The sequence below is a fragment of the Streptomyces sp. CRN 30 genome (assembly GCF_034105845.1).
Window position 1 is genome coordinate 14233 of record NZ_JAVRHI010000305.1, and the last position, 13614, is coordinate 27846.

A 13614-nucleotide genomic window follows, 5' to 3' on the forward strand; every position below is an offset into this window, starting at 1 on the left:
TGAGAAGACGATCACGAGGAAGGAACGCTTCATGCTTTCCCGCCTGTTTGCCCCCAAGGTCAAGGTCAGCGCCCACTGCGACCTGCCCTGCGGCGTGTACGACCCGGCCCAGGCCCGTATCGAGGCGGAGTCGGTCAAGGCCGTCCAGGAGAAGATGGCCGGCAACGACGACCCGCACTTCCAGGCCCGCGCCACGGTCATCAAGGAGCAGCGCGCGGAGCTGGCCAAGCACCACGTCTCGGTCCTGTGGAGCGACTACTTCAAGCCGCCGCACTTCGAGAAGTACCCGGAGCTGCACCAGCTCGTCAACGACACCCTGAAGGCCCTGTCGGCCGCGAAGGCGTCCACCGACCCGGCCACCGGCCAGAAGGCGCTGGACTACATCGCGCAGATCGACAAGATCTTCTGGGAGACCAAGAAGGCCTGATCACCGTCAGGTCTCCCCGCGGCCGGCGATCGGTGCACCATCGCAGGCCCACGGGCACCCACGAAGGGGCCCGGCCACACCCGGCCGGGCCCCTTCGCCACACCTGGCGGCGCCCCCGCCCCCGTCGACCTCCCTCGACGCGGCCCCGTCTCGGCGCCACGTCCCCCGGCCAAAGCCCCGTCTCGGCCGTACCCGGCCACGCCCCTCAGCCGTAACCCCGTCCCGGCCGTACCGGGCCACGCCCTACGGCCGTCAAGTCGTCTCGGCCGTACTAACCACGCCCCCGGCCGTAACCCCGGCCCGGCCATACCCGGCCGCGTCCCCCCGGCCATAACCGCGTTCTCGGCCGTTTCCGGCCATCCACCGGTCCGCGATCCCGTGGCCCCTTCGGTCCGGCCGCCCGGCCCCTTCGGGCCGGGTACGGGACTTGCCGCCGACCGGGGCCGGGCAGGGGGCCCGGTCCGGCCGGGTACGGGTCCTCCCAGCGGCCGGGTACGGGTTCCCCCGTCGGCCAGGTACGGGTTCTCCCGTCGACCGGGGCCGGGCAGGGGGCCCAGTCCGGCCGGGTACGGGTTCCCCCGTCGGCCGGGTGCGGGTTCCCCCGTCGGCCGGGTACGGGTTCTGCCGTCGGTCGGGGCCGCGCATGGGCCCGGTCGCCGGGCCGGCCCGGTTCACGGGTCGTCGGCCGCTCGGTCCCCCTCCGTCGTGTCCGGCTGTGCGCTCCACTCGGGGCACGCCGTGCAGCGGGGGTCGAGGCACGGGCCGGGTCTCCAGGCCGGGACCCACGCCCCGAGCGTCTTCCGGCGCCGGAGCACCGTCCTGACGGGCTGTCCGCAGACGGGACAGACGTGCTCGCCGCTGTCCATGCCCTCAGCGTAGGGCGGCCCGAAGCCGCCGTCCCCCCGCCGGTCCGCGCTCCCTTGCGACCGGCGCCCGCGGCCGGCCCGTACGGCAGCGGGCGCCGTACGGGCCACGCCCCCGTGTCTCAGCTGCTCCGGCGGGTCACGAACTCGGCCAGCGCCAGCAGGCCGCCCGCCGGCTCGGGATCGGGCACGGCCCGCGCCAGTTCCTGCATGGCCCGGCCCATCCGGTCGGCCGCCTCCGCCTGGGCCCAGTCCCGGCCGCCCGCCTGCTCCACGAGCAGCGCGGTCGCGGCCAGATCCTCCGCGCCCTCCCGGTACGGCCGCGCGTACAGCTCGGAGAGGTCGGCCGCCGCCGGGGAACCGGAGGTGAGCGCGGCGACGACGGGCAGCGACTTCTTGCGGGCCGCCAGGTCCGCCCCGGCCGGCTTGCCGGTGCGGCGCGGGTCGCCCCACAGCCCGATGACGTCGTCGATGAGCTGGAAGGCGAGCCCGGCCTCACGGCCGAACGCGTCCAGCGCCCGTACGTCCTCGTCGTCCGCGCCCGCGTACAGCGCGCCCAGGGCGGCGGCGCAGCCGAGCAGCGCGCCGGTCTTGGCCTCGGCCATGGCGAGCGTCTCGTCGAGGGTGATCCCCTCCGGTCCGCGCCGCTCCATCGCCGTGTCCGCCTGCTGTCCCGCGCACAGCTCGACGACGCAGTCCGCGAGCCGGGCGACCGCCGCCGCAGACGCCGGGTGCGGGTCGTCGGCGAGCAGCCGCAGGGCCAGCGCCTGGAGGGCGTCCCCCGCCAGGATCGCGTCGGCGTCGCCGAACACGGTCCAGGCGGTGGGCCGGTGGCGGCGGGTGGCGTCCCGGTCCATCACGTCGTCGTGGAGCAACGTGAAGTTGTGGACCAGCTCCACCGCGACCGCCGCCCGCACGGCCGCCGACCGGGCCCCGTCCCCGCCGAGCGCGGCGGCGGAGGCCAGGACGAGCGCGGGCCGGATCGCCTTGCCCGCGTTGCCCGCGGCCGGTGTCCCGTCCGCCTGCTGCCAGCCGAAGTGGTAGAGCGCCACCCTGCCGAGCGGGCCCGGCAGAGTGGTGAGCGCGGAGCGCAGCTCGGGATCGACCGACACCCGGGCCTGCCGGAGCAGTTCCGCCGCCTCGTGCCCGTCGGTGCCCTCCGCCGCGGGCTCCCGCCCCTCGGGAACCGGCCGCCCGCTCTCCCTCTGTGTCCCGATGGGCCTGTGCCTTTCCCCTGTCACGGCGAGCGCCGCGGGTACGCGGGCGCCGGGCGTCACTGCCAGCGGCCGATCTCGACGTTCTCCAGTACGCCGAGCGCGTCCGGCACCAGCACCGCGGCCGAGTAGTAGGCGGTCACCAGGTACTTGATGATGGCCTGTTCATTGATACCCATGAACCGCACGGACAAGCTCGGCTCGATCTCGTCCGGGATGCCGCCGGCGCGCAGGCCGATGACGCCCTGCTCCGCCTCGCCGGTACGCAGGGCGATGATCGAGGAGGTGCGGGCCTCGGAGACGGGGATCTTGTTGCACGGGTAGATCGGCACGCCCCGCCAGGTGGGGATGCGGTTGCCCGCGACGTCGATGGTCTCGGGGACCAGCCCGCGCCTGTTCAGCTCGCGGCCGATCGCGGAGATCGCGCGCGGGTGGGCGAGGAGCAGCTTGGTGCCGCGCCGGCGGCTGAGCAGCTCGTCCAGGTCGTCCGGGCCGGGGACGCCGTCGTGCGGCTGGATGCGCTGGTCGTACTCGCAGTTGTGCAGCAGGCCGAACTCGCGGTTGTTGACCAGCTCGTGCTCCTGGCGCTCCTTCAGCGCCTCGACCGTCAGCCGGATCTGCTGTTCGGTCTGGTTCATCGGCTGGTTGTAGAGGTCGGCCACGCGCGAGTGGATACGCAGGACGGTCTGGGCGACGCTCAGTTCGTACTCGCGGGGCCGGGCGTCGTAGTCGACGAAGGTGTGCGGGATGTCCGGCTCGCCGCTGTGGCCGGCGGAGAGGTCGATCTGCTTCTCGCCGTGGTTGTTGGTGGCCTGCCGGGGGATGGAACGCCGCTCCGCGAAGTGCGCGCGCAGGGAGTCGCTGCGCTCCGCGACCTGCTCCACCGCCTGGCGGGGCAGCACCAGCACCGTGCAGGCGGTCACGGCGCGGGCGGTGTACTCCCAGATGGCGTCGCCGTCGAGCAGGGCGCGGTCGCCGAAGTAGGCGCCGTCGGCGAGGACTCCGAGGACGGCGTCGTCGCCGTAGGGGCCGGTGCCGACCTTCTCCACCTTGCCGTGGGCGAGCAGGTACACCTCGTCGTCGGTGCTGCCGAAGGAGGCGATCACGTCGCCCGGGGAGTACTCCCGTTGCTCACAGCGCCGGGCCAGTTCGGAGAGCACCTCGTCGTCCTCGTAGGACCGCAGCGCCGGCAGCTCGCCCAGCTCCGCGGGGATGACCTCCACGCGGTCGCCGGTCTTCACGAACGTCACCCGGCCGTCGCCCACGGCGAAGGTCAGGCGCCGGTTCACCCGGTACGTACCGCCCTGGATGTCGACCCAGGGCAGCGCGCGCAGCAGCCACCGTGAGCTGATCTCCTGCATCTGCGGCACGGACTTGGTCGTGGTGGCCAGGTTCCGCGCGGCCGCCGTGCCGAGGCTCTGCTGCGGCCTGGTCTGCTCGGTGCGGATCTCTTCGCCTACCGACATAAGGAATTGCCCTCCCGGTCATGCCGGACGCCTCCGCGCCCGCCATCGATGTGCACGGCCCAGCCTTCCTCACGGAACGTGCCGGTGCTATTACACGAAAGAGCGGGAATGGATCACGGTTGGTCGGGGCACATACGCGTTTTCCGTAAGGGATCCCGCAGGGCGGCCACCGGGGCCGAAGTGGGCTCGCATGCAGGAAAGTTGACCGGATCGGCTCGTACAAGGGCCGAACGAGTAATAGACAGCGCTCCGCTTTGGTACAAGCCCCGTACGAGGCGGCCGCACCGGGCGGCCGTGCGAAGGGCTAAGGAGCCGGTGATGGCCTCACCGATGTCCGCGAGCAAGTTGCTGAAAGCGTTGAAGGCGGAGGGACTCACGGTCGTCGAGGTCGGTGACTGGCGAGAGCACAACCGCAATGCCAAGGGCGCCTGGGGCCCGGTCAACGGCGTGATGATCCACCACACCGCCACCAAGGGCAGCGCCAGTACGGTGAAACTGTGCCGCACGGGATACGAGGGCCTGCCCGGTCCGCTGTGTCACGGCGTCATCACCAAGGACGGCAGAGTCCACCTGATCGGCTACGGCCGGGCCAACCACGCCGGTCTCGGCGACGACGACGTGCTCCGCGCGGTGATCGCCGAGAAGGCGCTGCCGAAGGACAACGAGGCGAACACCGACGGCAACGCCCGCTTCTACGGCTTCGAGTGCGAGAACCTCGGCGACGGCGACGACCCGTGGCCCGAGGCGCAGCTGGAGGCCATCGAGAAGGCCGCCGCGGCGATCTGCCGCCACCACGGCTGGAACGAGCGGTCGGTCATCGGGCACCTGGAGTGGCAGCCGGGGAAGGTGGATCCGCGCGGGTTCACGATGAAGTCGATGCGTGAGCGCGTCCGGGACCGTCTGAAGTGACGCGGGGCGGAGCCGGGCGCGGCGGGGACGGAGCGACAATGGCGGTGTGTCCCGCCATGACGTTCCCGGCCCGCCCGCTCTGCGCCCCCAGCTGCCCTCGCCGCTGTGCGAGGCCGCGGACGAGCGGTTCGCGCGCCACGGCGTACGGCTGCTGCTCAAGCGGGACGACCTGATCCATCCCGAGCTGGTCGGCAACAAGTGGCGCAAGCTGGCGCCCAACCTCGCGGCGGCCGCCGGCCGTACGGTGCTCACCTTCGGCGGCGCGTACTCCAACCACCTGCGCGCCACGGCCGCCGCCGGCCGGCTGCTCGGCCTCTCCACGGTCGGGGTGGTGCGCGGGCAGGAGCTGGCGGACCGCCCGCTCAACGACTCCCTCGCGCGGTGCGCGGCCGACGGCATGCGACTGCACTTCGTGGACCGGTCGGCGTACCGCCGCAAGTCCGAACCGGAGACGCTGGCGGCGCTGCTGCGGGCGGCCGGGGCACCGGAGGCGTACGTCGTGCCGGAGGGCGGGAGCAACGCCGCCGCGGTGCGCGGCTGCCGGGCGCTGGGCGAGGAGCTGGGCGACCGGGCCGACGTGGTGGCCGTCGCATGCGGTACCGGCGGCACGCTGGCCGGACTCGCGGCGGGTCTGCCGCCCGGCCGGCGGGCGCTGGGCGTGCCGGTGCTCAAGGGCGGTTTCCTCGACGGCGACGTGCGGCGGCTGCAGGAGCGGGCGTTCGGCGGGCCGCGCGGCGACTGGAGCCTCGACGACCGCTTCCACTGGGGCGGCTACGCGCGCACCTCCCCCGCGCTCGACGCCTTCGCGGACGACTTCGAGCGGCGTCACGGGCTGCCCGTCGAGCGCCTCTACGTGGCGAAGCTGCTGTACGCCCTGGTGACGCTGACGGAGGAGGGCGCGTTCCCGCGCGGGACGACGCTCGCGGCGGTGATCACCGGCCGCCCGTTCCCGCCTCCCCAGGACGGCCGCCCGTCCCCGCAGCCCGGGGACGGCTGACCGCTCACGCCGTCTCGCGGTACGCCGCCGCCTCCTCCAGGTCCAGCCGGCGCAGCAGCGTGCGCAGCATCTCGTCGTCGATGTAGCGGCCGTCGCGGAGCTTGACGAAGACGTCGCGTTCGGCGCTGATCATCTCTCGGGAGAGCCGGCGGTAAGTGTCGTCGACGTTCTCCCCGGTGACGGGGTTGACCTGGCCGAGCCGTTCCCAGACGGCGTTGCGGCGGCGTTCCAGGACGGTGCGCAGCCGCTCGGCCAGCGGGCCCGGCAGGGCGTTGCGCTCGTCGGTCAGCAGGGCGTCCAGGCGCTGTTCGGCGGCCCGGGACGCCTGTGCCTGGGCGTTGGCCTCGGCAAGGGTCTCGGCCCGGACGTCGTGGGAGGGGAACTTCAGCAGGCGGATCAGCGGCGGCAGGGTCACGCCCTGGACGACGAGCGTGCCGATGACCGTGGTGAAGGTCAGGAACAGGATGAGGTTGCGCTCGGGGAAGGGTTCGCCGCCGGGCAGGGTGAGCGGGACGGAGAAGGCGATGGCCAGGGAGACCACGCCCCGCATGCCGGCCCAGGCGATGACGAAGGGCTGCTTCCAGGTGGGGTTCTCCTCACGCGCGCGTACGCGTGCCGAGAGACGGGGCAGGAAGGTCGCCGGGTAGGACCACACGAACCGCGCGGCGACGACCACCAGGAACACGGCGAGCGCGTACCAGGCGGCGTCGATCCCCTCGTACTCGCCGAGGCCCTTGAGGACCACCGGGAGCTGGAGTCCGATGAGCGCGAACACCGCGGACTCCAGGACGAAGGCGACCATCTTCCACACCGCGTCCTCCTGGAGCCGGGTGGCGAAGTCGACCTCCCACGCGCGGTGGCCGAGGTAGAGCGCGACGACGACCACGGCCAGCACTCCGGAGGCGTGCACCTGCTCGGCGACCGCGTAGGCGACGAAGGGGATGAGCAGCGAGAGCGTGTTCTGCAGCAGCGGCTCCTTCAGCCGGGTGCGCAGCCAGTGCAGCGGCACCATCAGCACCAGGCCGACGCCGACGCCGCCGACCGCCGCGATCAGGAACTCGCCGATCCCCCCGGCCCAGGTGGCGCCCTCGCCGACCGCCGCGGCGAGCGCGACCTTGTAGGCGGTGATGGCGGTGGCGTCGTTCACCAGGGACTCGCCCTGGAGGATCGTGGTGATCCGGTTGGGCAGTCCGACCCGGCGGGCGACGGCGGTCGCGGCCACCGCGTCCGGCGGCGCCACGACCGCGCCGAGCACCAGCGCGGCGGTCAGCGGCAGTCCGGGCACGATGACGTACGCGGCCCAGCCGACCACGAAGGTCGCGAACAGGACGTACCCCACGGACAGCAGCGCCACGGGTCTCAGCTGGGCGCGCAGGTCCAGGTAGGAGCTCTCGGTTCCGGCCGTGTACAGCAGTGGCGGGAGCAGGAGCGGCAGCACGATGTGCGGGTCGAGGGTGTAGTCCGGCACGCCCGGCAGGTAGCTGACCGCCAGGCCCACCGCGACCAGCAGCAGCGGCGCCGGCACCGGTGTGCGCCGTCCCGCCGCGGCCACCGCCGCACTGCCCGCCACCAGCAACAGCAGCGGCATCACGTCCATGGTCCTCGCCCACCCTTTTTCCTCCGCGCGGTCTTCCGCGCGCCCGTCGTAACCTGGCAATCATGAAACAGTGCACGCACGCCGACGCGCTGCCGCACCCGGAGCCCGCACCGCTGACCGCGACGTGCCCGGAGTGCCTGGCGGCAGGGACGGATCCGGTGCAGCTGCGGCTGTGCCTCACCTGTGGTCATGTCGGCTGCTGCGACTCCTCGCCGGGACGCCATGCCACGGGTCATCATGAGGGGACCGGTCACCCGGTGATGCGGACCTTCGAGCCGGGCGAGGAGTGGCGCTGGTGCTTCGTGGACCACGTGCTGGTGTAGTGGGAAGAAGGGACGGTTCGACCGCCTGAGCCCTGGGTACGTCAACCCGGCGCGCGGTCTTCCGATTTGGGCCCGCCCGACCCCTAGCCACTGTGCGTGTTCGCGTGTTTACTATGAGTGACAGCAAGGGGTTGGGGTCTCGGGGACAGGAAAGTACGGAGCGCGATAACGTCACCGCTGAACCACGTATCGCGTCACCGCGTTACCCGAGGGGCGACTCTCGGCCCTGAAACGCTTGTACCACCTTGGAGGTGAGGGTGTCCCAGATCGCAGGCGAGCCCGCGACCCAGGACTTCGTGGAAGTCCGGCTGCCGGCCGCGGGGGCCTACCTGTCGGTGCTGCGTACGGCGACGGCCGGCCTCGCGGCCCGTTTGGACTTCACCCTCGACGAGATCGAGGACCTGCGCATCGCGGTGGACGAGGCCTGCGCGATCCTGCTCCAGCAGGCCGTGCCCGGCTCCGTGCTCAGCTGTGTCTTCCGACTCGTCGACGACTCACTGGAGGTCACCGTCTCGGCACCGACCACCGACGGTCACGCTCCGTCACGGGACACCTTCGCCTGGACCGTGCTGTCCGCGTTGGCGGGCAAGGTCTCCTCCGCCGTGGACGAGGACAAGACCGTGTCGATCAGCCTCTACAAACAGCGCGGCGCGGGACCCGGGCCGGCGTGAGGAACGGGGACGGGCCGGTGCGGGACGAAGAGCGCGGCACACGGGAGCCACCGGCCGAGGGCGTCCGCGCCCCGGGCGCGGCCCGGCGCAGGGCGGACGGCATCGACGGCATCCCCGAGCAGGCCCGCCCGCACCCCGAGGACGCCGCGGAGAGCGGCGCCCCGGGCGCCGGTCGTCGGGGCGGGGACGGTGCCGTGCAGGACGGGCCTTCGGACGGGCGGGGCGGGGGTCATCCCGTCCAGCCCGGCCGAGCGGAGGCAAGGGCTCCGGAAAGGGCTACGGGCGGGACGATGAGCGAGCACGAGCGACACTCCGGAAACGACCCGCAGGACCGCAGCGGGGCGCGTGCCATGTTCACCGAGCTGCGCGGGATGAGCGACGGCAGCCCCGAGTACGCGGAGCTGCGCAACCGGCTGGTGCGGATGCACCTGCCGCTGGTCGAGCACCTCGCGCGCCGCTTCCGCAACCGCGGGGAGCCGCTGGACGACCTCACCCAGGTCGCCACGATCGGGCTGATCAAGTCGGTCGACCGCTTCGACCCGGAGCGCGGCGTGGAGTTCTCCACGTACGCGACGCCGACGGTCGTCGGCGAGATCAAGCGGCACTTCCGGGACAAGGGCTGGGCGGTGCGCGTGCCGCGCCGGCTCCAGGAGCTGCGGCTGTCGCTGACCACGGCCACGGCGGAGCTCTCCCAGCTGCACGGCCGCTCCCCCACCGTGCACGAGCTGGCCGAGAAGCTGGCCATCTCGGAGGAGGAGGTCCTGGAGGGCCTGGAGTCCGCCAACGCGTACTCCACGCTGTCCCTGGACGTCCCCGACACCGACGACGAGTCCCCGGCGGTCGCCGACACCCTCGGCGCGGAGGACGAGGCCCTGGAGGGCGTGGAGTACCGGGAGTCGCTCAAACCGCTCCTGGAGGACCTGCCGCCCCGGGAGAAGCGCATCCTGCTGCTGCGCTTCTTCGGCAACATGACCCAGTCGCAGATCGCGCAGGAGGTCGGCATCTCGCAGATGCACGTCTCGCGGCTGCTGGCGCGCACGCTGGCCCAGCTGCGGGAGAAGCTGCTGGTCGAGGAGTAGCCCGGAGCTACTTCGGGGCGTTCCCGGGGCCCTTGATCCCGAGGGCCCGGGTCGTCTCGGGATTGACGATCAGCACCAGCGCCGCCACCGCCACCACGGCGAGCGCGATCCCCGCGGGGATGGCGATGCTGTCGGCCTGGAGCAGGTTGTAGGCCACCGGCAGCGCCATGATCTGCGTGATCAGGGCCGGGCCGCGGCTCCAGCCGCGACGGGCGAGCAGCCCGCGGGCGGCGAGCAGCGGCAGCAGGGCGAGGACGATCAGGGTGACGCCGCCGGTGACGGCCTGGGTGCGGTCGTCGGGGTGTCCCGTGAGACCGCCCACCAGCATCCAGGCACCGCCGGCGACGAGCGCGAGGCCCTCCAGGCCGGCCAGCGCGGCCGCCACGGTCAGCCGGACGGGACGGGCGCCCGCCTCCCCGGCGGGGGCGGCGGCGTCGGCACTGGGGTTCGGCTCACTGCTCACCCCTGAAGGGTAGCCCGCACCGCCCGGACGCCCGCCGACGAGGTTCACGTCGGTGCGCGCACCCCGATCCACCAGCGGGTCTGGGCCCGGTACCGCCCAGTAGGTACCCTGCAGACCATGCGTGCACTTCTCGTGGTCAATCCGGCGGCAACCACCACGAGCGCGCGCACGCGCGACGTGCTGATCCACGCGCTCGCCAGCGAGATGAAGCTGGAGGCGGTCACCACCGAGTACCGCGGCCACGCGCGCGACCTCGGCCGGCAGGCGGCGCAGAGCGACGACATCGAGCTGGTGGTGGCCCTCGGCGGCGACGGCACGGTCAACGAGGTCGTCAACGGACTGCTGCACGCCGGTCCCGACCCGGAGAACCTGCCCCGGCTCGCGGTGGTGCCCGGCGGGTCCACCAATGTCTTCGCCCGCGCCCTCGGTCTGCCCAACCACGCGGTGGAGGCCACCGGCGCCCTGCTGGACGCGCTGCGCGAGGGCCGCGAGCGGACCGTCGGCCTGGGGCTGACCTCCGGCACCCGGGGCTCGGAGGACGAGGCCGTGCCGTCCCGCTGGTTCACCTTCAACGCGGGTCTCGGATTCGACGCCGGGGTGGTCGGCCGGGTCGAGCAGCAGCGCGAGCGGGGCCGGAAGTCCACCCACGCCCTTTACGTGCGTCAGGTGCTGCGCCAGTTCTTCGGCGAGGCGCACCGCCGGCAGGGGACGATCACGCTGGAGCGGCCGGGCCAGGACCCGGTGACCGATCTGGTGCTCTCCATAGTCTCGAACACCTCTCCGTGGACGTTCCTGGGCAATCACCCGATGTACGCGTCGCCTAAGGCGTCGTTCGATAAAGGGCTCGACGTTCTCGGTCTGAGCCGGATGACGACGGCGGCGGTTGCCCGGTATGGCACCCAGTTGCTCACTTCGTCCCCCGAGCGCGGACCGCACGGCCGGCACGCTGTCTCTCTGCACGACATGTCCGAGTTCACCTTGCATTCGAAGGTGCCGCTCCCCCTGCAGATGGACGGTGACCACCTGGGGCTGCGTACGAGCGTGACGTTCACAGGCGTACGCCGTGCACTGCGTGTGATTGTGTGAGCAGAAGCAGCTAAAGTCCTTTCACTCGAACGTTTAGGCCAGGGTCCACCCCATGGAAGTACGGCTGTGACCTAGTCGACACCGAAGAATCAAAAAAAACTTTCCAGAAGGGGTTGTATCCGCCGCTGAGGTTTGCGAGTCTCTACGTGGCGATCGGGACGGCCCCGCAAGACCGGCCTCCACAGATCACCGGAACCCCTCTACACACACAGGACCACGCCAGGGAACCTGGCGGTCGGCCCTTCACTTGTTGAGGGATTCGTGAAAGCGTTCACATTCACAAGCACTTGCACGTAATACCAAGGAGAGGTAGCAGCCATGGACTGGCGTCACCGCGCCGTTTGCCGCGAGGAAGACCCCGAGCTCTTCTTCCCCATCGGCAACACCGGTCCTGCGCTGCTGCAGATCGAGGAAGCCAAGGCCGTCTGCCGTCGCTGCCCGGTTATGGAGCAGTGTCTGCAGTGGGCGCTCGAGTCCGGTCAGGACTCCGGCGTCTGGGGTGGTCTCAGCGAGGACGAGCGCCGTGCCATGAAGCGCCGCGCCGCCCGCAACCGGGCCCGTCAGGCCTCCGCCTGACACACCCGCCCCACAACAGCCTCAGCCCGGCGGCGCGTACAGCGAGTACGCATCTCCCGCCCCCGAGCCGCAGCGCGCAGTATCCCCCGCAGCGAGCACTGGCCCCGGATCACCGTCGATCCGGGGCTCTTTGCTGTCCGGCGGCAGCACCCTCCCGCCGCCCTCCCGCCGCGGCGGGCTACTTCTGCGAGCTCACCGGGATGTCGAGGATCACCCGGGTGCCGCGCCCGGGGGCCGGCACCATGTCGAAGGACCCGGTCAACTCGCCCTCCACCAGGGTGCGGACGATCTGCAGGCCCAGGTTGCCTGAGCGGTGCGGGTCGAATCCCTCGGGCAGGCCGACGCCGTCGTCCTGGACGGTGACCAGGAGCCGGGTCTCCTTCGAGGTGCCGCCGCGGACCGCCGAGACCTCGACCGTGCCGGTGTCGCCGTCCCGGAAGCCGTGCTCCAGCGCGTTCTGCAGGACCTCGGTCAGCACCATGGACAGCGGGGTGGCCACCTCGGCGTCCAGGATGCCGAAGTGCCCGGTGCGCCGGCCGGCCACCTTGCCCGGGGAGATCTCGGCGACCATCGCCAGCACCCGGTCGGCGATCTCGTCGAACTCCACCCGCTCGTCCAGATTCTGGGACAGCGTCTCGTGGACGATGGCGATCGAGCCGACCCGGCGCACGGCCTCCTCCAGCGCCTCCCGCCCGCGCTCGGACTCGATCCGGCGGGCCTGGAGCCTGAGCAGGGCGGCCACCGTCTGGAGGTTGTTCTTCACCCGGTGGTGGATCTCCCGGATGGTGGCGTCCTTGGTGATCAACTCACGCTCTCGACGGCGCAGTTCCGTGACGTCGCGCAGCAGGACCAGTGAACCGATGCGCGTGCCCTTGGGCTTGAGCGGGATGGCGCGGAACTGGATGACGCCGTCGTTGGCCTCGATCTCGAACTCGCGCGGCGCCCAGCCGCTGGCCAGTTTGGCGAGCGCCTCGTCCACCGGGCCCCTGGACGGGGCGAGTTCGGCGGTGGTGCTGCCCAGGTGGTGGCCGACCAGGTCGGCGGCGAGCCCCATCCGGTGGTAGGCCGACAGCGCGTTCGGGGAGGCGTACTGGACGATGCCGTCGCCGTCGACCCTGATCAGGCCGTCGCCGACCCGGGGCGAGGCGTCCATGTCGACCTGCTGGTTCTCGAACGGGAAGGCGCCCGCCGCGATCATCTGGGCGAGGTCCGAGGCGCTCTGGAGATAGGTGAGTTCCAGGCGGCTCGGAGTGCGCACGGTCAGCAGGTTGGTGTTGCGGGCGATCACCCCGAGGACGCGGCCTTGGCGCCGTACCGGGATGGACTCGACACGGACCGGGACCTCCTCGCGCCACTCCGGGTCGCCCTCGCGCACGATCCGGCCCTCGTCCAGGGCCGCGTCCAGCATGGGCCGCCGGCCGCGCGGGACGAGGTGGCCGACCATGTCGTCCTGATAGGAGGTGGGGCCGGTGTTGGGCCGCATCTGGGCGACGGAGACGTACCGGGTGCCGTCGCGGGTGGGGACCCACAGGACGAGGTCGGCGAAGGAGAGGTCGGAGAGGAGCTGCCACTCCGAGACCAGCAGGTGCAGCCATTCGAGGTCGGACCTGTCGAGGGCGGTGTGCTGGCGTACGAGTTCGTTCATGGAGGGCACGTGGTGAGCGTACCTGGCGGTACGGACCAAGCCCGCGTAGCGGCCGTCCGGCGCCCGCGGGGCCCGGGAACACCCGCGGGCCGCGGCACCTGGGAGGGACCCTCAGCCCTCCCGGCACCGCAGCCCGGAGCAATATCGGCCGGGGGATGTGCGGTCCCGGTCGGCCGAGGTCGAGGAGCCGGGGCAGTCAGGGCAGAGAGCCTCGGTTCCTCGGTCCGCCCTCCTGTGCGGGGAGAGCGGAGGTCTTGACGGTGCCCATTCTGGACTAGACCACTATCGGTGTCCATGC

Annotated in this window: 13 protein-coding genes; 8 read left to right on the plus strand and 5 right to left on the minus strand. The window is 72.0% G+C overall.

What is annotated here, in order from left to right; translation table 11 throughout:
* Window positions 1–31 precede the first annotated feature (31 nt).
* Window positions 32–427, plus strand: a complete 396-nt coding sequence (sodN, locus tag UW392_RS33180; protein ID WP_004983535.1) for a superoxide dismutase, Ni — start codon at window positions 32–34, stop codon at window positions 425–427.
* Window positions 428–1412: 985 nt separating this feature from the next.
* On the opposite strand, the gene UW392_RS33190 is transcribed toward sodN, so the two are convergent.
* Complete coding sequence (locus UW392_RS33190) at window positions 1413–2531, minus strand: family 2 encapsulin nanocompartment cargo protein polyprenyl transferase (RefSeq protein WP_320778901.1); 1119 nt, start codon at window positions 2529–2531, stop codon at window positions 1413–1415.
* 32 nt (window positions 2532–2563) lie between these two features.
* Window positions 2564–3970 carry a family 2B encapsulin nanocompartment shell protein gene (locus UW392_RS33195; protein ID WP_320778902.1) on the minus strand — a complete coding sequence of 469 codons (1407 nt, stop codon included), beginning with the start codon at window positions 3968–3970 and terminating at the stop codon, window positions 2564–2566.
* 330 nt (window positions 3971–4300) lie between these two features.
* On the opposite strand from UW392_RS33195, the gene UW392_RS33200 reads away from it, so the two are divergent.
* Both UW392_RS33200 and UW392_RS33205 read left to right on the plus strand, forming a co-directional pair.
* Window positions 4301–4879, plus strand: a complete 579-nt coding sequence (locus tag UW392_RS33200) for an N-acetylmuramoyl-L-alanine amidase (protein WP_320778947.1) — start codon at window positions 4301–4303, stop codon at window positions 4877–4879.
* A gap of 46 nt (window positions 4880–4925) precedes the next feature.
* Window positions 4926–5876: a 1-aminocyclopropane-1-carboxylate deaminase/D-cysteine desulfhydrase gene (locus UW392_RS33205; RefSeq protein WP_320778903.1), complete on the plus strand. Its 951-nt coding sequence runs from the start codon at window positions 4926–4928 to the stop codon at window positions 5874–5876.
* A gap of 4 nt (window positions 5877–5880) precedes the next feature.
* Here UW392_RS33205 and UW392_RS33210 read toward each other — a convergent pair whose 3' ends face one another.
* Window positions 5881–7473: a Na+/H+ antiporter gene (locus tag UW392_RS33210; protein ID WP_320778904.1), complete on the minus strand. Its 1593-nt coding sequence runs from the start codon at window positions 7471–7473 to the stop codon at window positions 5881–5883.
* A gap of 62 nt (window positions 7474–7535) precedes the next feature.
* On the opposite strand from UW392_RS33210, the gene UW392_RS33215 reads away from it, so the two are divergent.
* The 3 genes from UW392_RS33215 (at window position 7536) to UW392_RS33225 (ending at window position 9546) form a co-directional block, all read left to right on the plus strand.
* Window positions 7536–7796 (plus strand): UBP-type zinc finger domain-containing protein, encoded by a 261-nt coding sequence (locus UW392_RS33215; protein WP_320778905.1) that lies wholly within the window; start codon window positions 7536–7538, stop codon window positions 7794–7796.
* 257 nt (window positions 7797–8053) lie between these two features.
* On the plus strand, window positions 8054–8467 hold the full coding sequence (locus UW392_RS33220) for an anti-sigma regulatory factor (RefSeq protein WP_004925829.1): 414 nt from the start codon (window positions 8054–8056) through the stop codon (window positions 8465–8467).
* Window positions 8464–9546, plus strand: coding sequence for an RNA polymerase sigma factor SigF (locus UW392_RS33225; protein ID WP_320778906.1), 1083 nt, complete (start codon window positions 8464–8466; stop codon window positions 9544–9546). The genes UW392_RS33220 and UW392_RS33225 overlap by 4 nt, the downstream gene beginning before the upstream one ends.
* A 7-nt stretch (window positions 9547–9553) precedes the next feature.
* Here UW392_RS33225 and UW392_RS33230 read toward each other — a convergent pair whose 3' ends face one another.
* Complete coding sequence (locus tag UW392_RS33230; RefSeq protein WP_320778907.1) at window positions 9554–10009, minus strand: hypothetical protein; 456 nt, start codon at window positions 10007–10009, stop codon at window positions 9554–9556.
* 117 nt (window positions 10010–10126) lie between these two features.
* Here UW392_RS33230 and UW392_RS33235 point away from each other — a divergent pair, with 117 nt between their 5' ends.
* Both UW392_RS33235 and UW392_RS33240 read left to right on the plus strand, forming a co-directional pair.
* Window positions 10127–11095 (plus strand): diacylglycerol/lipid kinase family protein, encoded by a 969-nt coding sequence (locus tag UW392_RS33235; RefSeq protein ID WP_320778908.1) that lies wholly within the window; start codon window positions 10127–10129, stop codon window positions 11093–11095.
* 318 nt (window positions 11096–11413) lie between these two features.
* Entirely contained in the window at window positions 11414–11671 is a 258-nt protein-coding gene (locus UW392_RS33240) for a WhiB family transcriptional regulator (RefSeq protein ID WP_003973730.1), read from the plus strand.
* 178 nt (window positions 11672–11849) lie between these two features.
* On the opposite strand, the gene UW392_RS33245 is transcribed toward UW392_RS33240, so the two are convergent.
* Window positions 11850–13316 carry a PAS domain-containing sensor histidine kinase gene (locus UW392_RS33245; RefSeq protein ID WP_320778948.1) on the minus strand — a complete coding sequence of 489 codons (1467 nt, stop codon included), beginning with the start codon at window positions 13314–13316 and terminating at the stop codon, window positions 11850–11852.
* Between the last annotated feature and the right edge of the window lie 298 nt (window positions 13317–13614).